At 63.3% G+C, this 25,439-nt stretch carries 25 protein-coding genes; 18 read left to right on the top strand and 7 right to left on the bottom strand.

The features are described 5' to 3' along the window. The first annotated feature begins 21 nt into the window (after nucleotides 1–21). Together corC and lnt are read left to right on the top strand one after the other, a co-directional pair. Nucleotides 22–906 (top strand): CNNM family magnesium/cobalt transport protein CorC, encoded by an 885-nt coding sequence (corC, locus tag AB5Y95_RS13010; protein WP_005298259.1) that lies wholly within the window; start codon nucleotides 22–24, stop codon nucleotides 904–906. Nucleotides 907–1,114: 208 nt separating this feature from the next. Next, entirely contained in the window at nucleotides 1,115–2,659 is a 1,545-nt protein-coding gene (lnt, locus tag AB5Y95_RS13005) for an apolipoprotein N-acyltransferase (protein WP_017764959.1), read from the top strand. A gap of 230 nt (nucleotides 2,660–2,889) precedes the next feature. Here the strand turns inward: lnt and AB5Y95_RS13000 are convergent, their stop codons facing one another. After that, entirely contained in the window at nucleotides 2,890–3,378 is a 489-nt protein-coding gene (locus AB5Y95_RS13000; RefSeq protein ID WP_005298255.1) for a zinc ribbon-containing protein, read from the bottom strand. A 145-nt stretch (nucleotides 3,379–3,523) separates the two neighbouring features. Here AB5Y95_RS13000 and leuS point away from each other — a divergent pair, with 145 nt between their 5' ends. The 15 genes from leuS to AB5Y95_RS12925 all read left to right on the top strand — a co-directional run bounded on the left by leuS (nucleotide 3,524) and on the right by AB5Y95_RS12925 (nucleotide 18,998). Then, nucleotides 3,524–6,103: a leucine--tRNA ligase gene (gene leuS / locus AB5Y95_RS12995; protein WP_010633152.1), complete on the top strand. Its 2,580-nt coding sequence runs from the start codon at nucleotides 3,524–3,526 to the stop codon at nucleotides 6,101–6,103. A 148-nt stretch (nucleotides 6,104–6,251) separates the two neighbouring features. Beyond that, nucleotides 6,252–6,734, top strand: coding sequence for an LPS assembly lipoprotein LptE (lptE, locus tag AB5Y95_RS12990; protein ID WP_005298250.1), 483 nt, complete (start codon nucleotides 6,252–6,254; stop codon nucleotides 6,732–6,734). Between the two features lie 27 nt (nucleotides 6,735–6,761). Next, entirely contained in the window at nucleotides 6,762–7,793 is a 1,032-nt protein-coding gene (holA, locus tag AB5Y95_RS12985; protein ID WP_065016805.1) for a DNA polymerase III subunit delta, read from the top strand. A gap of 41 nt (nucleotides 7,794–7,834) precedes the next feature. Beyond that, nucleotides 7,835–8,479, top strand: coding sequence for a nicotinate-nucleotide adenylyltransferase (gene nadD, locus AB5Y95_RS12980; RefSeq protein ID WP_065017042.1), 645 nt, complete (start codon nucleotides 7,835–7,837; stop codon nucleotides 8,477–8,479). A gap of 184 nt (nucleotides 8,480–8,663) precedes the next feature. Next, on the top strand, nucleotides 8,664–9,005 hold the full coding sequence (rsfS, locus tag AB5Y95_RS12975) for a ribosome silencing factor (RefSeq protein ID WP_005298244.1): 342 nt from the start codon (nucleotides 8,664–8,666) through the stop codon (nucleotides 9,003–9,005). Between the two features lie 22 nt (nucleotides 9,006–9,027). Beyond that, the gene (gene rlmH / locus AB5Y95_RS12970) at nucleotides 9,028–9,495 is read left to right on the top strand and encodes a 23S rRNA (pseudouridine(1915)-N(3))-methyltransferase RlmH (RefSeq protein ID WP_005298242.1); all 468 of its coding nucleotides are present in this window, start codon (nucleotides 9,028–9,030) and stop codon (nucleotides 9,493–9,495) included. Between the two features lie 156 nt (nucleotides 9,496–9,651). Then, a complete protein-coding gene (mrdA, locus tag AB5Y95_RS12965; RefSeq protein WP_017765125.1) occupies nucleotides 9,652–11,568 on the top strand; it encodes a penicillin-binding protein 2 in 1,917 nt (638 codons plus the stop codon). Then, nucleotides 11,561–12,664, top strand: coding sequence for a rod shape-determining protein RodA (rodA, locus tag AB5Y95_RS12960; RefSeq protein WP_005298235.1), 1,104 nt, complete (start codon nucleotides 11,561–11,563; stop codon nucleotides 12,662–12,664). The genes mrdA and rodA overlap by 8 nt, the downstream gene beginning before the upstream one ends. Continuing rightward, nucleotides 12,664–13,662: a lytic murein transglycosylase B gene (mltB, locus tag AB5Y95_RS12955; RefSeq protein WP_368161285.1), complete on the top strand. Its 999-nt coding sequence runs from the start codon at nucleotides 12,664–12,666 to the stop codon at nucleotides 13,660–13,662. The genes rodA and mltB overlap by 1 nt, the downstream gene beginning before the upstream one ends. Continuing rightward, nucleotides 13,604–14,569: a septal ring lytic transglycosylase RlpA family protein gene (locus AB5Y95_RS12950; RefSeq protein WP_201898933.1), complete on the top strand. Its 966-nt coding sequence runs from the start codon at nucleotides 13,604–13,606 to the stop codon at nucleotides 14,567–14,569. The genes mltB and AB5Y95_RS12950 overlap by 59 nt, the downstream gene beginning before the upstream one ends. A gap of 194 nt (nucleotides 14,570–14,763) precedes the next feature. After that, nucleotides 14,764–15,960 carry a D-alanyl-D-alanine carboxypeptidase family protein gene (locus AB5Y95_RS12945; RefSeq protein ID WP_005298230.1) on the top strand — a complete coding sequence of 399 codons (1,197 nt, stop codon included), beginning with the start codon at nucleotides 14,764–14,766 and terminating at the stop codon, nucleotides 15,958–15,960. A 294-nt stretch (nucleotides 15,961–16,254) separates the two neighbouring features. Beyond that, nucleotides 16,255–16,518, top strand: coding sequence for a DUF493 family protein YbeD (gene ybeD, locus AB5Y95_RS12940; protein ID WP_005298227.1), 264 nt, complete (start codon nucleotides 16,255–16,257; stop codon nucleotides 16,516–16,518). 95 nt (nucleotides 16,519–16,613) lie between these two features. Further along, entirely contained in the window at nucleotides 16,614–17,306 is a 693-nt protein-coding gene (gene lipB / locus AB5Y95_RS12935) for a lipoyl(octanoyl) transferase LipB (protein ID WP_195879002.1), read from the top strand. Continuing rightward, complete coding sequence (lipA, locus tag AB5Y95_RS12930; RefSeq protein WP_005298218.1) at nucleotides 17,303–18,268, top strand: lipoyl synthase; 966 nt, start codon at nucleotides 17,303–17,305, stop codon at nucleotides 18,266–18,268. Before lipB ends, lipA begins: the two co-directional genes overlap by 4 nt. Nucleotides 18,269–18,428: 160 nt before the next feature. Then, nucleotides 18,429–18,998: an alpha/beta hydrolase gene (locus AB5Y95_RS12925; protein WP_010633145.1), complete on the top strand. Its 570-nt coding sequence runs from the start codon at nucleotides 18,429–18,431 to the stop codon at nucleotides 18,996–18,998. 48 nt (nucleotides 18,999–19,046) lie between these two features. Here the strand turns inward: AB5Y95_RS12925 and nqrE are convergent, their stop codons facing one another. The 6 genes from nqrE to AB5Y95_RS12895 all read right to left on the bottom strand — a co-directional run bounded on the left by nqrE (nucleotide 19,047) and on the right by AB5Y95_RS12895 (nucleotide 24,706). Beyond that, entirely contained in the window at nucleotides 19,047–19,646 is a 600-nt protein-coding gene (gene nqrE / locus AB5Y95_RS12920; protein ID WP_368161282.1) for an NADH:ubiquinone reductase (Na(+)-transporting) subunit E, read from the bottom strand. Nucleotides 19,647–19,806: 160 nt separating this feature from the next. Then, nucleotides 19,807–20,100, bottom strand: coding sequence for a hypothetical protein (locus AB5Y95_RS12915; protein ID WP_368161280.1), 294 nt, complete (start codon nucleotides 20,098–20,100; stop codon nucleotides 19,807–19,809). A gap of 318 nt (nucleotides 20,101–20,418) precedes the next feature. Beyond that, complete coding sequence (locus AB5Y95_RS12910) at nucleotides 20,419–20,922, bottom strand: GNAT family N-acetyltransferase (RefSeq protein ID WP_368161278.1); 504 nt, start codon at nucleotides 20,920–20,922, stop codon at nucleotides 20,419–20,421. A gap of 40 nt (nucleotides 20,923–20,962) precedes the next feature. Beyond that, the gene (locus AB5Y95_RS12905) at nucleotides 20,963–22,144 is read right to left on the bottom strand and encodes a MerR family transcriptional regulator (protein WP_368161276.1); all 1,182 of its coding nucleotides are present in this window, start codon (nucleotides 22,142–22,144) and stop codon (nucleotides 20,963–20,965) included. 149 nt (nucleotides 22,145–22,293) lie between these two features. Beyond that, the gene (gene recJ / locus AB5Y95_RS12900) at nucleotides 22,294–24,024 is read right to left on the bottom strand and encodes a single-stranded-DNA-specific exonuclease RecJ (RefSeq protein ID WP_017780678.1); all 1,731 of its coding nucleotides are present in this window, start codon (nucleotides 24,022–24,024) and stop codon (nucleotides 22,294–22,296) included. Then, the gene (locus tag AB5Y95_RS12895; RefSeq protein ID WP_017780679.1) at nucleotides 23,987–24,706 is read right to left on the bottom strand and encodes a disulfide isomerase DsbC N-terminal domain-containing protein; all 720 of its coding nucleotides are present in this window, start codon (nucleotides 24,704–24,706) and stop codon (nucleotides 23,987–23,989) included. The genes recJ and AB5Y95_RS12895 overlap by 38 nt, the downstream gene beginning before the upstream one ends. A gap of 258 nt (nucleotides 24,707–24,964) precedes the next feature. Here AB5Y95_RS12895 and mscL point away from each other — a divergent pair, with 258 nt between their 5' ends. Next, entirely contained in the window at nucleotides 24,965–25,375 is a 411-nt protein-coding gene (gene mscL, locus AB5Y95_RS12890; RefSeq protein ID WP_005298202.1) for a large-conductance mechanosensitive channel protein MscL, read from the top strand. Nucleotides 25,376–25,439 lie beyond the last annotated feature (64 nt).

The following is a 25,439-nucleotide window of genomic DNA, read 5'->3' as shown; positions in this document are numbered from 1 at the left end:
TACGAGTAACCAAGAGAGAAAATGACCGACGATCACCCTAGTACCGGCTCGCCGAAGAAAACCTGGCTCGACAAGCTCAGCCAACTCTTCCAGGGCGAGCCAAAAGACCGCAACGATTTGGTGGAAGTGATAGCCGACGCCGAAGAGCGCGATCTCATCGATCAGGACACCAAGGACATGATCGAGGGGGTGCTCGAAATTGCCGAGCTGCGCGTGCGCGACATCATGATCCCCCGCTCCCAGATGGTGACCATCGAGAAGTCCCAGCCGGTGGACGAGATCCTGCCGGTGATCATCGAGTCGGGCCACTCCCGCTTCCCGGTGATCAACGAGGACAAGGATCACGTGGAGGGCATCTTGCTCGCCAAGGATCTGCTGCCGTTCGGGTTCGGCGGCCACCATGCCAGCGAGCCGCTGCAACTGGAGAATATCCTGCGCCCCACGGTGATCGTGCCCGAGAGCAAACGGGTCGACCGGCTGCTCAAGGAGTTTCGCGAAGAGCGCTACCACATGGCCATCGTGGTGGACGAGTTCGGCGGCGTCTCCGGTCTGGTGACCATCGAGGACATCCTTGAGCTCATCGTCGGCGAGATCGACGACGAATTCGACGACATCGAAGACGAGCCGGACGAGATCCGCCGCATCAGCAAACGGGTCTTCTCGGTGAGCGCCCTCACCGAGATCGAGGATTTCAACGACTTCTTCGGCACCCAGTTCAGCGATGAAGAGGTGGATACCGTCGGCGGTCTGGTGATGCACGCCTTCAGCCACCTGCCCAAGAAGGGCGAGGAGATCGAGCTGGACGGCTACCTGTTCAAGGTGATGCATGCCGACAAGCGTCGTCTGCAGCAGCTGCAGGTGAAGATCCCCGACAACCATGTCGCGGCCCAGTCCGAGGCCCAATAAGCCCTGGTTCGAGTCAACAGCGCCCCGCCCGTCGGGGCGCTGTTCGTTTGGCCACATGCCCCCTGTTTCCCACCGGCTACCGGGCCCGTCATCACCCTTTTATCCCCTCGCTTCGGGCCGTCGGCCGGGAGGCTCGCCGTTGACCGCCTTTACGGGTTAAGATACCGGCCATTCAACCCATAGCAGTCCAATCCGAGCCTCATCGCCCGTGAAATTACAGCCCGCAAAATCGAAACTTCTGACCAGCCTGTTTGCCATGGCCTCTGGCGCCATCGCCGTGCTGGCCTTCTCCCCATTCAACTACTGGCCGCTGGTGATCCCATCCCTGCTCGGCCTCTACGCCCTGCTGGACAAGGCCACCCCCAAGCAGGCGGCCTGGCGCGGCTTTGGCTACGCCATGGGGCTGTTTTTGCCGGGGCTGTGGTGGATCCACGTCAGCATGACCATGTTCGGCGGCATCGCCCTGCCGGTCGCCTTCGTGCTGCTGGCCGGGCTGTCGGCCTATCTGGCGCTCTACCCGACCCTGGCCTGCTGGTTGTTTGCCCGTTTCTTCCGCGAACGTCACTGGAGCCGCTGGCTGCTCGCCTTCCCGGCGCTCTGGCTGATGGCCGACTGGCTGCGCGGCTGGGTGATGACCGGCTTCCCCTGGCTCTGGTTTGGCTACAGCCAGATCGACGGTCCGCTCAAGGGCTTTGCCCCTATCCTCGGCGTACAGGGCATCACCCTCGCGCTGTTGCTGACCGCCTCCGCCCTCTGGCTGCTCTGGCAGAGCCGCAAGCCGGCCTGGCTGCTGGTGCCGGTGGCCCTGGTGGGCGCCGCCCAGGGGCTGATGCAGCTCAACTGGGTGACCCGCGGTGAACCGGTCAAGGTGGCGCTGGTCCAGGGCAATATCGAGCAGTCCCTCAAGTGGGATCCGGAGGCCCTGGTGCCGACGGTACGCAAGTATCAGGATCTGAGCCGCGAGAACCAGGATGCCGACATCATCGTCTGGCCGGAATCCGCCATCCCGGCCATCGAGAAGGAGATGGGCAACTACCTGGAGAGCCTGGACAAGGCGATGAAGGTGAACGATACCGGCCTGCTGGCAGGGATCATCCACTACGACCTCGAGCAGCAGCGCTTCTTCAATACCGTGCTCGGCATGGGGGTGCAGGATGCGGAGGGCAAGGAGTCCTACTACTACCAGCACAAGAACCGCTACTACAAATATCACCTGCTGCCCATCGGCGAGTTCGTGCCGTTTGAAGATCTGCTGCGCCCCATCGCTCCCTTCTTCAACCTGCCCATGTCCTCCTTCAGCCGCGGGGACGAGGTGCAACCGAACCTGATCGCCAAGGGGCTCAAGTTTGCCGCCGCCATCTGCTACGAGATCATCTTCCCGGATGAGGTGCGCCGCAACGTGCAGCCGGATACCGACTTCCTGCTGACTGTCTCCAACGACGCCTGGTTCGGCACCAGCATCGGTCCCTGGCAGCACATGGAGATCGCCCGCATGCGCGCCCTCGAGCTGGCCCGCCCGCTGCTGCGTGACACCAACACCGGCATCACCATAGTCACCGAGATCGACGGCAGCATCATCGCCCAGATCCCGCAGTTCGAGGCTGGCGTGCTGCGCACCGAGGTGCGTCCCGCCCACGGCGTGACTCCCTATCTGCGCTTTGGCAGCTGGCCCATGTACGGTCTGGCCGCCGCCCTGCTGGCACTGGCCCTGTGGCTGCGTCCCCGCGCCCACCCCTGGGCGCGCAAGGGCTGACCCAGTCGTACAACCCGATAAATAAGAGAGGCGCCCTTGGGCGCCTCTCTTCTGTTCAGTCTGATACCCGCTCAGAACCTGTTCAGGCTCTGCAACGAGAGGTCGTCAGCAAGGTAAAGAGCAGCGCAGGAACCGGAGCGTATAGATATACGTGAGAACTCTCGGTTACAAACAAGCGAGCAGTACATGAGCCTTGATCACGGCCTCGCAGTAAGAGTGTGGACAGGTTCTCAGGGCGAGAGCGGCTCACGGTGATACTCATCGGCCCCGCACTCGGGACAGGTGCCTAGCTGCTCCGGGTGCAGCACGGTATGGCGCCACTCGCAGTGATCGCACACCAAGACCCCGAGCCCCACCCAGTCGCCGGCCCGGTAGACCCCCTTGTGCTCCAGCTCGTCCGCCAGCTCCTGCCACTCCACCTGGGTGCGGTCGGTCACGTCCGCCAGCCAGGACCAGGCGGTGTCTTTGAGCGCCAGCATGAAGGCGGACTCCTCCACCTGCTCATCCTTGCGCCCCTCGTCATAGTTGCCCAGATCCCGCTTCACATACTCGGCGATCAGCGCCAGCTCGTCCTGGGTCAGATCCCCGGCCGCCTCCAGATAGGCCTGTACCTTGGCGATCATCCGGTTGAGGCGCTCCCCCTGGAACTGTTCTGTCTCTTGCCACTGCTTTTGCAGTTCGGCAATGAAGGCTTCGTACCCTTTTTGACGTTTGTCCATGGCCGTTACTCCTCTACTGAACCCTGATCGAGCCCGGCTTAAGGCCCGAGGGACGCTGGCGGTTGTTGCCGCCGCAGGATATGGGTATTCTATTGCGATTTCCCAGCTGATTTATCTATCCATTTCACAGATCCGGATGTCACCAATGCAAGAGCAATACGTTCCCCAATCCATAGAACCAGCAGTGCAAAAGCACTGGGATGCCAAGAAAACCTTCAAGGCGGTGGAGAAAGTAGACAAGGAAAAGTTCTACTGCCTCTCCATGTTCCCCTATCCGTCTGGTCGTCTACACATGGGGCACGTTCGCAACTACACCATAGGTGATGTGATCTCCCGTTATCAACGCCTCAATGGCAAGAACGTGCTGCAACCCATCGGTTGGGACGCCTTCGGCCTGCCGGCGGAAAACGCCGCCATCAAGAACAACACGGCGCCGGCCCCCTGGACCTACGAAAACATCGAATACATGAAGAACCAGCTGAAGATGCTGGGTCTGGGCTATGACTGGGATCGCGAGCTGGCCACCTGCAAGCCGGACTACTACCGCTGGGAGCAGTGGTTCTTCACCAAGCTCTACGAGAAGGGCCTGGTCTACAAGAAGACCTCCTCCGTCAACTGGTGCCCGAACGACATGACGGTGCTGGCCAACGAGCAGGTGGTCGACAACTGCTGCTGGCGCTGCGATACCCCGGTGGAGCAGAAAGAGATCCCCCAGTGGTTCATCAAGATCACCGACTACGCCGAAGAGCTGCTCAACGACATCGACAACCTGGAAGGTTGGCCTGAGATGGTCAAGACCATGCAGCGCAACTGGATTGGCCGCTCCGAAGGGGTCAACATCAGCTTCGCCATCGACGGTCAAACTGAGCATCTTGAGGTCTACACTACCCGTCCGGACACCTTCATGGGCGTGACCTATGTGGGCATCGCCGCCGGCCACCCGCTGGCGCTGCAGGCTGCCGAAAGCAATCCGGAGCTGGCCGCCTTTATCGAAGAGTGCAAGAACACCAAGGTGGCCGAAGCCGAGCTCGCCACCATGGAGAAAAAGGGCATGGCCACCGGCCTCTACGCCATTCACCCGCTGGATGGCCGCAAGGTGCCGGTCTGGGTCGCCAACTTCGTGCTGATGAACTACGGCACCGGCGCCGTGATGGCAGTACCGGGTCACGACCTGCGTGACCACGAATTCGCCACCAAGTACGGCCTCGAGATCAAGCCGGTCATCAAGCAGGCCGATGGTGAAGCGCCGAACGTGATCGAAGCCGCCTACGCCGAGAAGGGTGTGCTGTTCAACTCCGGCGAGTTCGACGGCCTCGACTTCCAGGGCGCTTTCGATGCCATCGCCAACAAGCTGGAAACGCTGGGCCACGGCAAGCGCACCGTCAACTACCGTCTGCGCGACTGGGGTGTCTCCCGTCAGCGCTATTGGGGCGCCCCCATCCCGATGCTGACCCTGGCCGACGGCACCGTCGTGCCGACCCCGGAAGATCAGCTGCCGGTGCTGCTGCCGGAAGACGTGGTGATGGATGGCATCCAGAGCCCGATCAAGGCCGACGCCGAGTGGGCCAAGACCACCTACAACGGTCAGGAAGCGTTCCGGGAAACTGACACTTTTGACACCTTCATGGAGTCCTCCTGGTACTACGCCCGTTACTGCTCCCCGGACTACGACAAGGGCATGCTGGATCCGGCTGCTGCCAACCACTGGCTGCCGGTGGACCAGTACATCGGCGGCATCGAGCACGCCTGTATGCACCTGCTCTACGCCCGCTTCTTCCACAAGCTGCTGCGTGATGCGGGCCTGGTGAACAGCGACGAGCCGTTCAAGCGCCTGCTCTGCCAGGGCATGGTGCTGGCTGACGCCTTCTACTACAAGGACGAGAAGGGCGGCAACGTCTGGGTCAGCCCGCTCGACGTCAAGGTTGAGCGCGACGACAAGGGCCGCATCACCAAGGCGGTCGACCTCGAAGGCCGTGAAGTGATGCACTCCGGCATGACCAAGATGTCCAAGTCCAAGAACAACGGCATCGACCCGCAGCTGATGGTGGAGCGTTACGGCGCCGATACCGTCCGTCTGTTCATGATGTTCGCCTCCCCGGCCGAGATGACCCTGGAGTGGTCCGACTCCGGCGTAGAGGGTGCCCAGCGCTTCCTGCGCCGCCTGTGGCGCATCACCTTCGAGCACGTCTCTGGTGGCGCCGTTGCCGCTCTGGATCTGGCCGCCCTCACCAGCGACCAGAAAGCCGTGCGCCGCGAGCTGCACAAGACCATCGCCAAGGTGAGCGACGACGTGGGTCGCCGTCAGACCTTCAACACCGCCATCGCCGCCATCATGGAGCTGATGAACAACCTGGCCAAGCTGGGCAGCGACGCCCAGGATCGCGCCCTGATGCAGGAAGCGCTGGAAGCGGTGGTGGTCATGCTCTACCCCATCACCCCGCATATCGGCTTCGAGCTGTGGAAGATGCTGGGCAAGGGCGACGACATCGATCACGCAGCCTGGCCGGTGGCCGACGAGGCAGCCATGGTCGAGACCGAGAAGCTGGTAGTGGTGCAGATCAACGGCAAGATGCGCGGCAAGCTGACCGTGCCGGCCGAGATCAGCCAGGCCGACGTCGAGAAGCTGGCCATGGCCGATGCCTCCGTGCAGAAGTTCACCGACGGCCTGACCGTACGCAAGGTGATCTACGTGCCGGGCAAGCTGCTCAACATCGTAGCCAACTGATGCCATATCGCTTACTGGCAACCGGGGACCGGTTCGGGTCGACGCAACTGCGTCGCCAACGGAGCGGTTGCCAAGCGGTCACAGCAAACGGATGATAACGGCGGGCCCTGCGCCCGCCGCTCTTCACTTCATGCAAAGAGGATTTTCTATGGGCACCACCCTCACCCGCTGGATGGCCATCCTGCTGACCGGTCTGCTGCTGCAGGCTTGCGGCTTCCAGATGCGCGGCACCGCCATCCCGCCCGAGTTGATGACCATGAAGGTGGTCGGTGACAACAAGAGCGACTTCTACCGGCTGGTCACCACCCGCCTCAAGGCCGCTGGCGTCGAACTCGCCGACAAGGAGGGCATTCCGGTGCTGACCCTGTCCGGCGTCGGCAGCACCAGTCAGGTCGCCTCCGTCGACTCCATCGGCCAGGCCCGTGAGTACGTGCTGGGCTACAACACCCAGTTCACCGTCTCCATGCCGGGCAAACCGACCCAGGTCTTCCCCATCGCCTTCAACCGCAGCTTCCTGAACAAGCCGGACGCGGCGCTCGCCTCCTCCCGCGAGCAGGAGCAGCTCGGCAAGGAGATGCAGGAGCAGGCCGCCAACCTGGTGATCCGCCAGCTCAGTCAGGTCAAATTCTGATGCGCCCATCCTGATGAGAGTGTGTTGATGAGAGTCTATCCCGAGCAGTTTGCGGATCATCTCAAGGCAGGGCTCAAGCCCTGCTATCTCATTTTTGGGGACGAGCCCTTGCTCAAGCTGGAAGCGATCGATGCCGTGCGCCAGGTGGCGCGCAAACAGGGCTTCGATGAGCGTCACAGCTTCGTGGTGGAACAGGGGCTGGACTGGAATCAGGTCTACGATGCCTGCCAGGCCATGAGCCTGTTCTCGGCCCGCCAGATCATCGAGCTGGAGCTGCCGGCCAAGGTCGACAAGGATCTGGCCGCCCGCATCAGCGAGATCGGCAAGCAGCTGCACCCCGACCTGCTGCTGGTCCTGAGTGGTAATCGCCTCAACCAGACCCAGATGAAGGCAGCCTGGTTCGACAAGCTGAGCCAGAGCGGCACCTATGTGCCGGTCAACCACCCCGAGCCCCGCTTCTTCCCGCGCTGGATGAGCGCCCGCTTCCAGCGCTTCGGCCTCAAGGCGCTGCCGGATGCGGTCAACTTCATGTGCCACTCCTACGAGGGCAACCTGCTGGCCGCCAGCCAGGAGATCGAGAAGCTGACCCTGCTCTCGCCGCCCCAGCCCATCAGCGTCGCCTATCTGCAGGAGACCATCATCCGCCACGCCCACTTCACCCCGTTCCAGCTCATCGACACCCTGCTGGAAGGAAAGGTGAACCGGGCCCAGCGCATCCTGCTGGCCCTGCGCGCCGAGGGCACCGAGCCCGGCATGCTGGCCTGGTCTCTCTGTCGCGAGCTAGAGCAACTCACCGAACTGGCGCTGGCGGCCCGCGCCGGTCAGCCGCTGGTGGAGCATTTCAGCCGCCTGCGCATCTGGCAGAGCCGCCAGCAGCTTATTCAGCAGGCGCTGACCCGGCTCCCCTTCGCCAAGTTGCAGCAGTTGTGGCAGCTGATGGCCCGCCTCGACGACGCCCAGCGTCGCTTCGATACCGACCAAGCCTGGCTGATGCTGCAGACCGTCGCCCTCGGTTTTCGCGATGGTACCCCCTTGCCGCTGGCGGGATCTGACGCATGAGCCAGCCCGTCGACATCCCGGCCATCACCGGCGGGGAACTCATGCTGCAGCCGCCCATCGGCATCCTGGGGGGGACCTTCGATCCCATCCACATCGGCCATCTGCGCCCGGCCATCGAGGCCCGCGACGCCATTGGTCTGGCCGAAGTACGTCTGCTGCCGAACCATATCCCGCCCCACCGCGCCAGCCCCTTCTGCTCGAGCGAGCAGCGTCTGGCCATGGTTGCCCTGGCGGCGGCGGAAAACCCGGGCTTCGTGGTGGATGAGCGGGAGCTCAAGCGCGACACCCCCTCCTGGACCATCGACACGCTGATCGAGCTGAGGAGCGAGCTGCCGGACACCCCGCTCTGCTTTCTGATGGGGATGGACTCCCTGCTGAGCCTGCCAAGCTGGCATCGCTGGCAGGAGCTGCTCGACTACGCCCACCTGGTGGTGAGCACCCGTCCCGGCTGGCAGCCGGATTACCCGGCCGACGTGGTCGCGCTGCTGGCCCGTCACCAGACCCGCGAAGTGGCGGAGCTGCACCGGCTGCGCCACGGCCGCATCTGGCTGGCGGACAACCTGCCCGTCGAGCTGTCGGCCACCCGGCTCAGAGAGCGCTTGGCGGCGGGAGCGGATCCCCGCTATCTGCTGCCGCCATCGGTGGCGGAGTACATCCGCCAGCAGGGGCTCTATCGACCGGCCTGAACCCGGTTTGCCGGGGTGGTTGTCCGACGCGGATCGCGCACTATAGTGATCAACAGGGGGCCGTTTTCCGAGCGGGCACGGCCCCTGTTCCACTCCCCTTCACCGGACTGGGAAACGGGAGTGACCATGATATAATCCGCCGCCCTCACGCCGTGAAAGCGCGCCGGAATACAGGAGAGACTCATTGCAAGGCCAAGAACTGCATGCCTTTATCGTCGACAAGATCGATGACATGAAAGGCCGCGACATCATCACCCTCGATGTGCGCGGCAAATCCAGCATCACCGACACCATGATCATCTGCTCCGGCAACTCCAGCCGTCACGTCAGCGCCATCGCCCACCATCTGGCCAGCGAAGCTCGCCATGCCGGGCTCGATCTGCTGAGCGTGGAAGGCCAGCTCACCGGCGAGTGGGTGCTGGTGGATCTGGGCTCCGTCATCGTGCACGTGATGCAGGATGAGCATCGCGATTTCTATCAGCTGGAAAAACTCTGGAGCAACACCGCTCAGGTGAATGCGCAATAAACGAGCACAAGTGTAACGACCGATGAAAATCCAGTTGATTGCGGTGGGCACCAAGATGCCCGCCTGGGTAGAGCATGGCTTCGAAGAGTATCGCCGCCGTTTCCCCAAAGACATGCCATTCGAACTTGTCGAGATCGGCGCCGGAAAACGTGGTAAAAATGCCGACATTCCCCGCATTCTGCAAAAAGAGGGGGAAGCCATGCTGGCTGCCGCTGGCCGCTCGCGCATCGTGACCCTGGACATCCCCGGCAAACCCTGGACTACCGAGCAGCTGGCCGTGCAACTGGAAGCCTGGAAGCTCGATGGCCGCGACGTGGCCCTGCTGGTGGGCGGCCCGGAAGGGCTCTCCCCCGAATGCAAGGCTGCCGCCGAGCAGAGCTGGTCGCTGTCGCCGCTGACCCTGCCCCATCCGCTGGTGCGGGTGCTGGTGGCCGAGAGCCTCTATCGCGCCTGGAGCATCACAACCAATCATCCGTATCACAGAGAGTGAACCATGCGTTATTCCAGCATCACCCTCACATACCCGTATCACAGAGAGTGAGCCATGCACTATCCAAGCATTCCCCTCTCAAACCCGAATCACAGAGCGTGAGCATGCACATCTGCACCCCGTTTCTCACCTGCTCGACAGTCATAAGGTAGCGGCATGCTGAAGACTCGCATCGAAATGCGCGACCACAGCGCCGAGGGTCGCCTCTTCTTCCGACGAACCCTGGTCGCCTACGTTGGCATGATAGTGCTGATGCTGGTGCTGCTGGGCAATCTCTACTACCTGCAAGTAGAGTCTTACGACACCTACCAGACCCGTTCCAACGACAACCGCATACGCGTCGTGCCGGTGGCGCCGCCGCGCGGCCTCATCTATGACACCAACGGCGTGCTGCTGGCGGAAAACCGCCCTGTCTACAGCCTGGAGATAGTGCCGGAAGAGACCAAGGATCTGGAGAAGACCGCCGACGAGCTGATCGCCCTGCTGAAGCTGCCGGAGGGGACCAAGGAGAAGTTCCTGGCCGAGGTGAAACGCCAGCGCCGCTTCAAGCCGGTCGCCCTGTACGAGAAGCTGACCGAGTATCAGGTCGCTCTCTTCTCGGTCAACCAGCACAACTACCCGGGTGCCAGCATCGAGGCCTACCTCAAGCGCTATTACCCGTTTGGCGACACCCTGACCCATGCGCTGGGTTACGTGGCCAAGATCAACACCCGCGACGTGGAGCGCCTCGACAAGGAGGACAAGCTCGCCAACTATGCCGCCACCAAGGATATCGGCAAGCAGGGGGTGGAGAAGTACTACGAGGATCAGCTGCACGGCGTGGCGGGCTACCAGGAGGTCGAGGTGAACAACCGCGGCCGGGTGGTGCGCACCCTGAAATTCCAGCCGCCCGAGCCCGGCAAGGACATCTACCTCAACATCGACATCCGCCTGCAGCTCAAGGCCCAGCAGCTGCTGGCCGGCCGCCGCGGCGCCATCGTGATGATGGATCCCAATACCGGCGCCCTCCTGGCCATGGAGTCGAGCCCGAGCTATGACCCCAACCTGTTCGTGACCGGCATCTCCAGCGCCAACTACTCGGCGCTGCTCAACGATCCGGCCCGGCCGCTGGTGAACCGCACCACCCAGGGCATCTATGCCCCCGCCTCCACCGTCAAGCCCATGATGGCGGTGATGGGGCTCAACGAGGGGGCCATCACCCCCAACTACCGCTACTTCGGCGGCCCCAGCTTTTCCATCCCGGGCACCACCAAGAAGTTTCGCGACTGGCGCCGCTGGGGCCACGGCTGGCTCGACGTCTATCGCGCCATCGAGGTGTCGGCGGATACCTACTTCTACGATCTCGCCTACCGGGTCGGCATCGACAAGATCAACAGCTACATGACCAGGTTCGGCTTCGGTCAGTACAGCGGTGTCGACATCTACGAAGAGACCAAGGGGGTCATGCCGTCCCGCGACTGGAAGATGGCCCGCTGGCGCCAGCCCTGGTATCAGGGTGACACCATCTCCATCGGCATCGGCCAGGGCTACTGGAGCGCCACCCCGATCCAGCTGGCCAAGGCCATCAGCATCCTGACCCAGAACGGCCACGACGTGACGCCGCACCTGCTCAAGAGCACCGCCTCCATCGATGGCGTGGTCAACGCCCCCATCAACCCGAACATGGCCATCCAGACCAAGAGCGACAGCTACTGGCAGGTGGCCAAGGACGGCATGTGGCGGGTCATCAACGGCCACGAAGGAACCGGTCGACGCGCCTTTGCCAACACCCCCTACAAGGCGGCGGGCAAGTCCGGCACCGCCCAGGTGGTGGGCCTCAAGGAGAACCAGGTCTACAACGCGGCCACCACCAAGGTGGAGCATCGCGACAACGCCCTGTTCGTCTCGTTCGCCCCGTTCGAAGCACCCAAGGCGGTAGTCGCCCTGGTGCTGGAGAACGCCGGGGGCGGCAGCGCCATGGCGGCGCCGGTCGCCCGCAACATGCTGGATGCCTATCTGCTGCCGCCGGAGCCCCAGCTGCCGCCGGCACCGGCCAAGAAGCCCCAATCCGAAGAGGTTGCCTCTCATGAGTAACTCCGCTCGCCAGCAGAGCATCTGGTACAAGCTGCATATCGACTTGCCGCTGCTGCTCGGCCTGCTGACCCTGATGTCCCTCTCCATGGTGGTGCTCTACTCCGCCTCCGGTCAGGACGTCGACTCCATCGTGCGCCAGCTGGTGCGCGGCGGACTGGCGTTCGCCCTGATGATCGGCATGGCCCAGCTGCCACCTTCTCTCTATGCCCGCTGGTCGGTGCCCCTGTTTGCGGTGGTGGTGCTGCTGCTCATCGCGGTGGACGTGTTCGGCCACATCGGCAAGGGGGCCCAGCGCTGGCTGGACCTCGGCTTCATGAAGTTCCAGCCCTCCGAGGTGATGAAGCTCTCCATGCCCATCATGGTGGCCGCCTGGCTCAGTCGTCATTCGCTGCCGCCCAAGTTCAGCCACCTGGTGCTGAGCCTCATCATGGTGCTGCTGCCCACCCTGCTGATCGCGGCCCAGCCCGACCTTGGCACCTCCATCCTGGTAGCCGCCTCCGGCTTCTTCGTGATCTTTCTGGCGGGGATCAGCTGGTGGCTCATCGGCCTCGCGGTGCTGCTCATCTGCGCCTTCATGCCGGTGCTCTGGTTCTTCCTGATGCACGACTACCAGCGCCAGCGGGTGCTGATGCTGCTAGACCCGGAGAAGGATCCGCTCGGCCGTGGCTACCACATCATCCAGTCCAAGATCGCCATCGGCTCCGGCGGCGTGTTCGGCAAGGGCTGGCTGCAGGGCACCCAGTCCCAGCTCGAGTTTCTGCCCGAGCGCCACACCGACTTTATCTTCGCGGTGTTCAGCGAGGAGTTCGGCCTGGTGGGGGTCGCCCTCCTGCTGGTGATCTACCTCTACATCATCAGCCGCTGCCTGTTTATCTCCATGCAGGCCCAGAACAGCTTCGAACGTCTGCTGGGCGGTGCCCTGACCCTCACCTTCTTTGTTTATGTGTTCGTCAACATGGGGATGGTGAGCGGTATCCTGCCCGTGGTGGGGGTCCCCCTGCCGCTGGTGAGCTACGGCGGCACCTCCATGGTGACCCTGATGGCCGGCTTCGGCATCCTGATGTCCATCCAAACCCACAGAAGGTTACTGGCCTGATGCGACTGGCCGGTTTGCTGCTCTCGCTCGTTGCCCAGGCCGCAGCCGCGGCCGTCGAGCCCCCCGGGCTTGCCCGGCTCGCCGAGCAGCAGCAGGTGCCGCTGGCCGAGTTGCAGGCCGCCACCGCCCAGGCTAGCCTGCGCCAGGAGGTGCTCGACACCATCAGCCGCCCCTGGGAGGCCAAACCCTGGCATCGCTACCGGCCGCTGTTCATCACCCCGGAGCGGATCCGGGACGGGGTCAGCTTCTGGCAACGCCACGCCGCCACCCTGGCGCGGGCCGAGCAGACCTATCAGGTGCCGGCCTCCCTCATCGTCGCCATCATCGGCATCGAGACCTTCTACGGCCGCCAGATGGGCCGTCATCCGGTACTCGACAGCCTCTACACCCTGGGCTTCCACTACCCCGAGCGGGCCGACTTCTTCGCCAAGGAGTTTGCCCAGCTGGTGCTGCTTGCCCGGGAAGAGAAGTGGCCGCTCACCCTTCTCAAGGGCTCCTATGCCGGTGCCATGGGGATGGGTCAGTTCATGCCCTCCAGCTATCGCCACTACGCGGTCGACTTCGACGGCGACGGCAAGCGCGATCTGTTCGCCAATCCGGTGGATGCCATCGGCAGCGTCGCCAACTATTTTGCCGAGCATCAGTGGCGCTGGGGGGAGTCGGCGGTCGAACCCGCCTTGATCGGACTGGCGCCAGTGGGTACCCTGCTGGGGCCTGCCCCCGAGCTGACCCAGACCTGGGCCGAGCTGGCCGCCGCGGGCATTGAACTCGCCACCCCGCTGGCACCCGACACGCCGGTGAAACTGCTGGCATTGGAACAGGCCGATGGACCGGAATACTGGGTCGCGCGCCACAATTTTTACGTGATCACCCGCTATAACCGCAGCCCGCTCTATGCGATGGCGGTGCATCAACTCAGTCAAGCAATCCAGGACGCGTATGCATTACAGCCACAAACTTCTCCCGCTCAGCCTGACCTTGTTGCTGGCCGCCTGTAGCAGCCAGCCGGAACAGCTTCCCCCGCCTCCCGAACCGGTCCAGCCGGAAAAACCCCAGGTCATCGAGATCCCGCAGGCCACCGGCGCCATCCCGCGTCCCGAGCCCCTGAGCGCCAGCGGCAACCGTGACTACTGGATAGGCAAGCAGAAGAACGAGGTGTGGCGCGACATCAAGCACTACAGCGAAGAAGGCACAGCCAGCTGGCTCTCCCAGGATCTGGACGGCCAGAAGACCGCCAACGGCGACGTGCAGGACAGCAAGCTGTTCAGCGCCGCCCACCGCAACCTGCCGCTGCCAAGCTATGTGCGGGTCACCAACCTGGACAACGGACAGGAGACCATAGTGCGGGTCAACGATCGCGGCCCCTTCGGCAGCGATCGGCTGATCGACCTCTCCCATGCCGCCGCCAAGCAGCTGGGGATGGTGGAAGGGGGCGAGGCGCGGGTGCGGCTCGAACTCATCAACGACACCCCGGATCAGATGGTGCTCATGGCCCCCATGAAGCCCATCGAGATGACGCCGACCACCCCGGCCGCCACGGCCCCCGTCGCTCAGGACGGCTTCGTCGGCCAACCCACCGAGCTGGCCATGGCCACGCCGGCGGCAGAAGAGCCGGCCCCCGTCAAGGCGCCGGTCACCAAACCCGCCAAACCGGCAGCGGCCAAGACGGCGGCGCCCGCCAGCAGCGGCGAGGGTAAGATGATCCAGGTGCTGGCCAGCGGCTCGCAGGCACGGGCGGAGGCGATGGGCAAGGTGATGACCCAGCGTCACGGCCTGCCCTATCGGGTGGACGCCCATGGTGCCATCTTCCGGGTGCTGATCGGCCCCGTGCCTGCCGACCAGCAGGCCGCCACCCTGGAGAAAGTGCGCCAGGGGGGGCTGGAGCAAGCCTTCATCGTCCCCTGAGCGTCTCAGGCTCAAGCTGACCGAACCGCCCTCTGTGGCCCGCCATCACGTCGTTTCCCGGCGTGATGGCGGCTACGGACGGAGAAAAAACCAGACCAGATGGCACGTCGGGCTTTGACCGACGGTCGCTTCTGGTATAGTGAAGCCCGCATTTTTAACTTGGGTTACCCCAACCAGGCACCAGGAATTTCAAGATGTCCAAATTTGCCCGTTCAGTTATTCTGGCCTCCCTGATAAGCGCCACCGCCCAGGCCAACACGCCTGTACCGACCCCGACGCCGAACGCCAACCCCGTGGTGGTTCCCGCCGCGCCGGAGATCTCCGCCAAGGCCCACATCCTGATCGACTACTACTCCGGTCAGGTACTGGCCGAGCAGAACGCCGAAGAGCGTCTGCCGCCCGCCAGTCTGACCAAGATGATGACCTCCTACATCATCGGCCAGGAGCTGCTGAAGGGGAACATCAAGCGCACCGACATGGTGACCATCAGCCAGAACGCCTGGTCCAAGAACTACTCCGACTCCTCCAAGATGTTCATCGAGGTGGGCAAGCAGGTCTCCGTCGATGACCTGAACAAGGGCATCATCATCCAGTCCGGCAACGACGCCTGCGTCGCCATGGCCGAATTCCTGGCGGGCAGCACCGACTCCTTCGCCAGCCTGATGAACAGCTGGGCCGCCAAGCTCGGCATGAACGACAGCCACTTCATGAACCCGCACGGTCTGGATGCGGAAGGTCACTACAGTACCGCTCACGACATGGCGCGCCTGGGCCAGGCCCTGATCCGCGACCTGCCGGAGGAGTACAAGATCTACGCCCAGAAATCCTTCGTGTTCAACGGCATCACCCAGCACAACCGCAACCGCCTGCTGTGGGATCAGTCCCTGCAGGTTGACGGCATCAAGACCGGTCACGTCAGCCAGGTCGGCTACAACCTGGTCTCCTCCGCCACCAACAACGAAGGCATGCGCCTGATCGCCGTGGTACTGGGCGCCAGCAGCGAAGCCTCCCGCGCCGCCGAGAGCAAGAAGCTGCTCACCTACGGTTTCCGCTTCTTCCAGAGCCTGACCCCCTACAAGGCGGGCACCGAGCTGGTGACCCAGAAGATCTGGATGGGCGACAAGCCGGAAGTGAAGCTGGGCGTCGACAAGGACGTCTCCGTGCTGGTCACCCGTGGCCAGGGCAACAACCTCAAGGCGGACTTCCAGCTCGAAAGCGAACTGAAGGCACCGCTGGCCAAGGGTCAGCGCGTCGGCACCGTGTTCCTCAAGCAAGGGGACAAGGAGATCAAGCAGGTACCGCTGGTCGCCCTGGAAGAGGTGCAAGAGGGTGGCCTGATGAGCCGTCTGTGGGACTACCTGGTGATGCTGGTTTCCAGCTGGTTCAAGTAATCCGCACGCAGGATCCCGACCAAACAGCGGCGCCAACAGGCGCCGCTGCTGTCTTTTTGGGGTCTGGCCAGTCAATAACCCTGTAAACTGCAGGTTCCGCCGACTGACGATTTGTGGTAAAAAGCAGCACCTCCATCCCTTGTCTGCCGATCCGGCCTTGATCCCGGCCCGGGCAATGCCCATATACACTTGAGCATTGCCCCGCACAGACGGGGGCATGGCGGCCCCGAGGGGCCAACGGCCATTAGCCACAAGCAAGAAAGTCGTCTCGCGACGACCGCAAAAGGTGAGTAAATGAATACCAAGTTTGATGAACTGCTGGAGTTCCCCTGCAAGTTCCCGTTCAAGGTGCTCGGCGTTGCCGACCCGGCCCTGCCGGACATGGTGGTGGAAGTGCTGCAGCAGCACGCCCCCGGCACCTACAGCCCGACCGTCCAGCCCAGCTCCAAGGGCAACTACCACTCGGTCCGGGTCACTGTGACTGCCCAGAGCAAGGAACATATCGAAGCCATGTATACCGCCCTCGGCAACATAGAACTGGTTCGCTACGTCCTGTAAGTCGCCTCTTTCGCCCCGCCACCGGGGCGACTGATTATTTGCCGCCGGCGACCAGCGCCGTGCCGGCCGACCCAAGCGCCTGTCAGTGAGGAAAGATGTCACCCCAAACTCCCGCCGAGTCATCACAGTCCGCCAGCCAGCTGCTGGTGAGACAGCTGGGCCGTCGTCCCTACCAGCCGGTATGGGATGCCATGAAGGCCTTCACCGACAGCCGCACCCCCGACACCCCGGACGAGTTCTGGGTGGTGGAGCATGACCCCGTCTACACCCAGGGGCAGGCCGGCAAGGCCGAACACCTGCTCGCCCCCGGCGACATCCCGGTGGTGCAGAGCGATCGCGGCGGTCAGGTGACCTATCACGGCCCGGGCCAGCTGGTGCTCTACGTGCTGGTGGACGTGCGCCGCAGCAAGCTGACGGTGCGCGAGCTGGTGACCTGCCTGGAGACCGCCATCATCAATACCCTGGCCAAGAGCGGGATTGAGGCTTATGCCAAACCCGATGCCCCCGGGGTCTACGTGAAGAACGAGCTCGGCATGGAGGCCAAACTGGCCTCCCTTGGCCTGCGCATTCGCAAGGGGTGCTCGTTCCACGGGCTGGCCCTCAACATCAACATGGACATGACCCCCTTCCTGCGCATCAACCCGTGCGGCTATGCGGGCATGGCCATGACCCAGACCAGCGCCCTGGGCGGCCCGCAGAGCGTGGCCGAGGCGCAATCCATCCTGGTGGCCGAACTGGCCCGCCTGATTGGTTATCAAACAATAACAAACACCGAGAGTGAATCATGAGCAAACCCGTTCGTATGGAGCCGGGCGTCAAGCTGCGCGATGGCGACAAGATGGCCCTGATCCCGGTGAAATTCATGCCGGATCCCAACGAAGAAGTGCTGCGCAAGCCTGACTGGATGCGGATCAAGCTGCCACCGTCGAGCCAGAAGATCGAGCACATCAAGAGCACCCTGCGCAAGAACAAGCTGCACTCAGTGTGTGAGGAGGCCTCCTGCCCCAACCTGGCGGAGTGCTTCAACCACGGCACCGCCACCTTCATGATCATGGGCGCCATATGTACCCGTCGTTGTCCCTTCTGCGACGTGGCCCACGGCCGCCCGCTGGCACTCGACCCGGAAGAGCCGAAGAAGCTGGCACTGACCATCAAGGAAATGGGGCTGAAATACGTGGTGATCACCTCGGTGGACCGCGACGATCTGCGCGACGGCGGTGCCCAGCACTTCGCCGACTGCATCAAGCAGATCCGCGAGCACAGCCCGCAGACCCGCATCGAGATCCTGACCCCGGACTTCCGCGGCCGGATGGAGCAGGCCCTCGAGGTGTTCCGCGAGACCCCGCCTGACGTCTTCAACCACAACCTGGAAACCGCCCCGCGCATGTACCGGGTCGCCCGTCCGGGTGCCGACTACAAGTGGTCGCTGGAGCTGCTGCGCCGCATCAAGGAGATGCATCCCCATGTGCCGACCAAATCCGGCGTCATGATGGGTCTGGGCGAAACCAATGAAGAGATAGTCCAGGTACTCAAGGACTTGCGCGAGCACGGCGTCAACATGCTGACCCTGGGTCAGTACCTGCAGCCGAGCCGCCACCACCTGCCGGTGAAGCGCTACGTGCCGCCCGCAGAGTTCGACGAGCTCAAAGACGTGGCCATGGAGCTCGGCTTCAGCCACGCCGCCTGCGGTCCCTTCGTGCGATCCTCCTACCACGCGGATCTGCAGGCCAAGGGGGAAGAGGTCAAATAAGCCTCTGCCCGCCGACAGCAAAAGAGCGCCTTCTGGCGCTCTTTTTTATGCAAGTCGCAAAGCACATCCTGCTGGTTGGCGCCCCCGAAACGGGCATGTCGAGGGGCCTTGGTCGCTGTTATGATGTGGCGCCGTTATCGTCAACCGCCCAGGATATGCCATGTCTCAAACCCGCCTCTTCATCGTGCACGGTTATACCGCCTCCCCCGACGCTCACTGGTTTCCCTGGCTCAAGGCCGAACTCGAGGCCCGGGATGTCCGGGTCGAGGTGCTGGCCATGCCTGACCCCCACCACCCAAAGCCCGCCACCTGGGATGCGGCCATGGACAGCCTGGTGCAGGCTCACGATGAGCGCACCTTTCTGCTCGGTCACAGCCTCGGCTGCATCACCATATTGCGCCAGCTCGACCGGCTGCCCGCCGGCAGCCAGGTGGGGGGGATCCTGCTGGTCTCCGGTTTCGATCAGCCGCTGCACACCCTGCCGGAGCTGGATCCCTTCATGACCCCGGACTATGACCCGGCCCGCATCATGGCGCTGGCCCCCCGCCGGGTGGTGGTCGCCTCCCGGGATGATGCCATCGTGCCCTATCCCTACAGCCAGCACCTGAGCGAGCGGCTGGCTGCGCCGCTCTACAGCCTGGAACATGGTGGCCACTTCCTCGACCGGGACGGCTTTCTGACCCTGCCGCTGGTGCGTGACCGGCTGCTCGCCATGCTGGCGGAGGGCTGAGGCAGACAACAACGGCCACCAGGGTGGCCGTTGTTGTTTTCGACCCGGCTAGAACGACATGCCGGAGAAGGACATGAAGCCAAGCGACATCAGCCCGGCCACGATGAAGGTGATGCCAATCCCCCTCAACCCCTCAGGCACATCCGCATACTTCATCTTCTGGCGCAGGCCGGCGATGGCGACGATGCCCAGCAGCCAGCCCAGGCCTGAGCCCGCTCCATACACCACAGATTCGATAAAGTCGTAGTCCCGCTGCGCCATGAACATCACCCCGCCGAAAATGGCGCAGTGCACCGTCAGCAGCGGCAGATAGATGCCCAGCGCATGATGGAGCGCCGGAAAGTGCTTGTCCAACACCATTTCCATCACCTGCACCAGGGCCGCCAGCACCCCGATGTAGACGATGAAATCGAGAAAGCTCAGATCAAACTCGCCGAGAAAGGTGCTCTCCGGGCGCAGGATATGGCGGTAGATCAGGTTGTTGAGGGGGATGGCGATCACCATGACCACCAGCACCGTCAGGCCAAGGCCGAAGGCGGTGTTGATGTTCTTGGAAACGGCCAGGAAGGTGCACATGCCAAGGAAGAAGGCCAGTGCCAGGTTTTCCACAAAGATCGATTGAATGAAGAGGTTGACGTAATAGTCCATCGGGTCGGCTCACAACGGGTACGAACGGGAGCCGCCTCCCTGCGCGCAAACGGGCACGAAGGCGGTGCAAGAGGCGCCGGATCGGAGCCTGACCCACAGGCCGCACTTTGTAGCTGGGATCAGGATCGGATCGAACGGACGCGTGGCGTGCAGCCGGCCTCTAGTCGCTGTGGCAGAACCGAAATTGCAGATGGTGGCAGCATCGCAGCCGCCGATGCAGATAGCCGAAGTGGTCGGCCAGCTGCCTGAGGTAGATGAGGGGCTGGAAGAACAGCAGGCCGCAGAGCAGGCCGAGGATCTCGTGCTGGAACCAGGCCAGCAGCATCTGGTAGAGCTCGGCATGAGCGGCCCCTTCCAGTCGCCGCCCCTGCTCGAAGCCGAGGCGCCATTGGGAGGCTGGCGGCAGGCTGGCGCTGTCGAGCTGCCCCCGCTGGGCCGGCTCGTGCAGCTGCATCGGGCCCTCCTGCCCTCCCGTTGCCGGCCCCGGGGTTGCAACAACCCCTGCCGCGCCAGAGGCGGCAAGCCAGAGAAGGCAGGCGATGGCGAGGGCCATCGACCAGGTCGACAGTCGGCCAGGGGGCAGCAAGGGATGCATCCGGTTCAAACAAGGAAGAACAAGAGGGGCGAATTTATCACAATTCCTCGATTTATTGAATTTACCATATGAAAAATCAGCATGAGTCGATGCTAAAAAACCTGATTATCAAAAAATCCAGCAATTAAAAACCACCGTGAGAGCAAGCGCCATGACGCCTGCTCTCATGGTGAGGACTCACCCCTGCTCAAAGGCCTGATGGTAACGCACTTCACCACTGGGCATGGCGACGCCGAACGAGCGGGCCATGAAGTACTCGGCCGGCACGCCGGGCAGCGTCAACCCCGGCTCGGACACGAAGCCGAAACGGCCGTAGAAGCCGGGATCCCCCAGCACCACGCAGCCTGCAGCCCCCATCTCCTTGAGCTCGGCCAGACCCGCTTCCATCAGCCGTGAACCCAGTCCCTTGCCGTGCAGCTCGGGGGAGACGGAAATGGGGCCAAGGCCATACCAGCGCTCGCTGCCATCGCTGATGGTCACCGGCGAGAAGCAGAGGTGGCCGACCACTTGCCCCGCCTGCTCCGCCACCAGCGACAGACTGAGTGCCCCGGCCTGGCGCAGGTCACGCACGATCAGCTGCTCGTTGTGATCGGTATGGGGGGCCTTGAGGAATGCGGCCACGGTCACCGCTTCAATGGCGTCGTGATCGGTGACCGTTTCCGGTCGAATGAGGATATTCATAAGGGTTTCTCCGTTTGCTCTCTTTCAATGGATGTTCTGATCAGACTGCCTGCAGGCAGCAGATCACATAGCCGTAGCTGCCCAGGTATTGGCGGTGAATGGCCACTTCCCGGCTCAGATCCTGCCAGGCTGGGCTATCCCCCAGCTCGGCGCGATGGCGCGCCAGATTGCGCTCGATGGGATCCAGATAGTTGTGCCAGGCCCTTTGCGGCAACTGGGTGTGCCACAGGCAGCGATACCCCGCCTCCTGCACCGTCTTCAGCAGGCCAGCCAGGGTCTGCATGGCAGGATAATCCCGCTGCCAGAACGCCAGCGCTTCCTCTGGCGGCGTGTCCGTCAGCCACACCAAGTCGCTCAGCACGATGCAGGCATCAGGGCCGGCAAGGTGCGCCCGCCAGGCTTTGAGCGCATTGGCCACCCCTATGGTGTAGGCGCTCCCCTCGGCCCAGATAAGGTCGGCGGAGGCCAGCTCCACCGGTAGCGCCGCCATGTTGGCGCACAGGGTGGTGACCTGCTCAAAGCCAGCCGCGCTGGCCGACCTGGCCACGGCGGCCAGCGCCTCCTCGTCGAGGTCGATGGCCACGATGGCGGCGTCCGTCACCTGTGCCAGCGCCAGTGTGGCGGCGCCGCGCCCGCAGCCCATGTCGAGGATCCGGCGAGGCGCCATGGGCAGCGCGGCAAACTGCTGCTGGGTGAAGTCACAATCCCCCGGCCCCCAATAACTCATGCCATCCAGCAGCAGCTTGAAATCCCGGATGTAGCGCTCATGTTCGTTCATGTCTTTGCTCAGCCACTGCAGGTGATAACGCTCTTTTTCACTGAATCCCTGTTTCATCACCCAGGCAAAGTAGGCCTGCGGGGCTTGATGCTGCAGTTGCCGCTGCCAGGCCTTGAACTCGTCGCCGGAGTGCGAACGTAAACCGGCGAGATCCGCCAGCAGATCCCGGGCGCGTTGCATCCGCGCCAGCTCTTCATCCAGCTCCCTGACCCGGGCTGCCAGCGTTGTCTGATCAAGCTCGCCCGCCAGACAGGCGAGGCACTGCTTGAGGCTGAGCCCGCCCGCCTGCAGGGCCTGCACCATCCGCAGCCGCTGCAGATCTTCATCGTTGTAGTGGCGATAGCCGTTGGTGCCCCTCGTTCCCGCAATCACCCCCAGCTTCTCGTAATAGAGCAGGGTGGAGCGGGCCAGGCCGCAGCGCCGGGCCAGTTCGGATATTTTCATGACAGCGACTCGCAGTGGGGTCCGTGACCCGATGAAGGGAAGCTTAAACCGTGAAGCAATAGACGGGTCAACGGCAAAATCCGGGTTCATACCATAAAAAAGCGGCCACCCTGAGGTGGCCGTCATCGGCAGCAAGAGAGACTCACGGATCAGAGGCCGGCGGCTTCCAGATGCTCCACCAGCAGTTGCACGCTGCGGTTGCCACGCCACTCGTTGACGTCGAGCCGGTAGACCAGCCGCACCCGTTTGACCGAGGCATCGGGCCAGCGCTGCAAGTCGACCCCGAAGGCGATGGCATCCACCGCGTGGCCGGAATCCGTGGTCAGCATCATCTTGAGGTGCTTCTCCCCCACCAGCCGCTGCTGCACCAGCACGAACTCGCCATCGAACAGCGGCTCGGGGAAGGCCTGACCCCAGGGGCCGGAGGCACGAATAAGCTCCGCCAGCTCGAGGGTTAGCTCGTCCGGCAGCAGTTCGCCGTCGGTGAGCAGCACCCCGGTCAAGAGCTCAGGCGTCACCAGCTCGCCGATGACCGCCTCGAAGGCGCGACCGAAGGCCTCGATATTGGCCTTGGGCAGGGTCAGCCCCGCCGCCATGGCGTGGCCGCCAAACTTGCCCATCAGGCCGGGGTGACGGGTATCGAGCAGTTCCAGCGCATCGCGCAGGTGCACCCCGGGGATGGAACGCCCGGAGCCCTTGAGCTCGGTCTCGCTACTCTCGGCAAACGCGATGACCGGGCGGTAGTACTTCTCCTTCACCTTGGAGGCCACCAGCCCCACCACTCCCTGATGCCACTCGTCCCGGTGCAGCACGATACCCGACGGCACCTCGCCGTCACGAAACCGGATCTGCTCCAGGGTGGCCAGCGCCTCCTGCTGCATCCCCTGCTCGATCTCTTTGCGCTCCTGGTTGAGGCTGTCCATTTCGGAAGCGAGCTGGCGCGCCAGGTTGAGGTCGTCACTCAGCAGGCAGGCGACCCCGAGGGACATGTCGTCGAGCCGCCCCACCGCATTGAGGCGCGGCCCCAGCGCAAAGCCGAGATCGGCGGCGCACAGGCGACGACCGTCGCGGCCAGACACGTCCACCAGCGCCTGGATGCCGGGACGGCAGCGGCCGGCCCGGATCCGCTGCAGACCCTGATGGACCAGGATACGGTTGTTGCCATCGAGCGCCACCACGTCGGCCACGGTGCCAAGGGCCACCAGATCCAGGTAATCCGCCACGTTGGGTGCGCGCAGCCCTTGGCGCTCATACCAGCCGCTCTGGCGCAGATGGGTGTTGAGGGCCGCCATCAGGTAGAAGGCGACCCCGACCCCGGCCAGCGACTTGGAGGGAAAATCGCAGCCATGCTGGTTGGGGTTCACTATCGCGTCGGCGTCAGGCAGCTCCTGGCCCGGCAAATGGTGATCGGTAACCAGTACCTGCATGCCGGCCGCCTTGGCTGCCGCCACCCCGGCGATGCTGGAGATGCCGTTGTCCACCGTGATCAGGAATTCGGCGCCGCGGGCCACCGCCAGCTCGACGATCTCGGGGGTGAGGCCATACCCGAACTCGAAGCGGTTGGGCACCAGAAAGTCGATGTGGCGGCCACCCATGGCGCGCAGGGCTAGCACGCACAGGGCCGAGCTGGTGGCGCCGTCACAATCGAAGTCACCGACGATGAGAATGCGCTTTTGCGCCGTCAGCGCCTCGGCCAGCAGGGGCACCGCCTGCGCCATGCCGAACAGGCGCTGAGGTGGCAACAGCTGATTGGCGCTGCGCTCCAGCAGGGCAGGGTCTTCGACTCCACGGCTGGCGAAGATTTGCCGCAGCAAAGGATGAAGGGTGGCGGGCAGATGGGAATCATCCACGCGCGGACGACGACGGATTAGCAGGGGCATCGATGTGATCCAGTATCTTGAGCAGTTGTTCAGGGCTCTGATAACCGCGCAGCAGGTCGCCATTTGGCAGGACCCAGCTCGGCAGTGCCTTGATCCCGAGCCACTGGCTCAGGCCGATATGATGGGCAAGGATCTCATTACAGCCGCTCTCAGGCAAACGATCACTGAGTTCGAGTTCGCGCAGCAGCCCGGGATCGCACCAGCGCGCCTGCGCCTCCGCCAAATCGGCAAAGGGGCCAAGTACCGGCAACAGCTGCACGCTCACCCCCCTCGCTTGCAAGGCGGACAGCTCATCCAGGGTGGTGCGACAGCCGCGGCAGGCGAGATCGGTAAACAGGGTGAGGCGGTGGCGCTCGGGCACGGCCTTGAGCTGCATCCGCCGCTCGCCGATCTGGGCCAGGGCCAGCTGCCGCTGTTGACGCTGGCCCAGCATGGTGAGGTTCTTCATGTCGTGGGCCAGATCCAGCATGGTGCCCAGCAGCACATGGTCGCCTCTGGCATCGGTATAGAGGGGCCCCTGCGCCGTGCCCAGCAGATAGAGGCCGGAGACCGGGGTCTCGTCCACCAGATAGACCTGCACCCCGAGCCGCTGCTCTATGGTCTGTTTCAACAGTTGGGGATCCATCCCCGCGCTGACGGCAAAAGAGCCCAGCAGCATCATTCCCAGCAGTAAATAGTGCACTTTTTTACTCACTTGGCATGAACGAATGGACTCACAAGGTTACTCAGCAAATATGCTCGCCTCAACTGCTTAATTACTAATTGGTTAATAGAAGGGTCGCAAAAAAATCCCAATCTGACAGGTTGCCAATCGGGCAAAGCCCCAGCAAGCTAACCGGGACGACAGGAAACACGACGGTCATCCTCTGTTTTCCTGATGCTTTATTATTCAAACACCAGGGCGGCCCAGGCCGCTACTAGCCCATTTTTGGAGGGGAAAATGAGTCTGATTCAAGAGTTCAAGGCCTTTGCATCCAGAGGCAACGTCATCGACATGGCGGTCGGTATCATCATCGGGGCCGCCTTCGGCAAGATCGTCTCCTCCTTCGTCGGTGATGTGATCATGCCGCCCATCGGCCTGATCCTGGGGGGCGTGGACTTCAGCGACCTCGCCGTGACCCTGAAGGCCGCCGAGGGCAGTGCGCCGGCCGTGGTCATCGCCTACGGCAAGTTCATCCAGACCATCATCGACTTCCTGATCATCTCCTTCGCCATCTTCATGGGGCTCAAGGCCATCAACACCCTGAAGAAGAAGCAGGAAGAGGAAGCCGCGGCACCGGCCGGCCCCACCAAGGATCAGGAGCTGCTGACCGAGATCCGCGATCTGCTCAAATCCCAACAGGGAAAATAAGCGCCAGCTCCTGTCGTGTACTGGAAAAAAACCGCCTTCGGGCGGTTTTTTAGCTACATCAGCA

The sequence above is a fragment of the Aeromonas sp. R5-3 genome (assembly GCF_040908225.1).
In the GTDB taxonomy this organism is placed as follows: domain Bacteria; phylum Pseudomonadota; class Gammaproteobacteria; order Enterobacterales; family Aeromonadaceae; genus Aeromonas; species Aeromonas dhakensis.
Note: the sequence above shows the minus strand (reverse complement) of the source record. Positions and strands in the feature narration are given on the sequence as shown.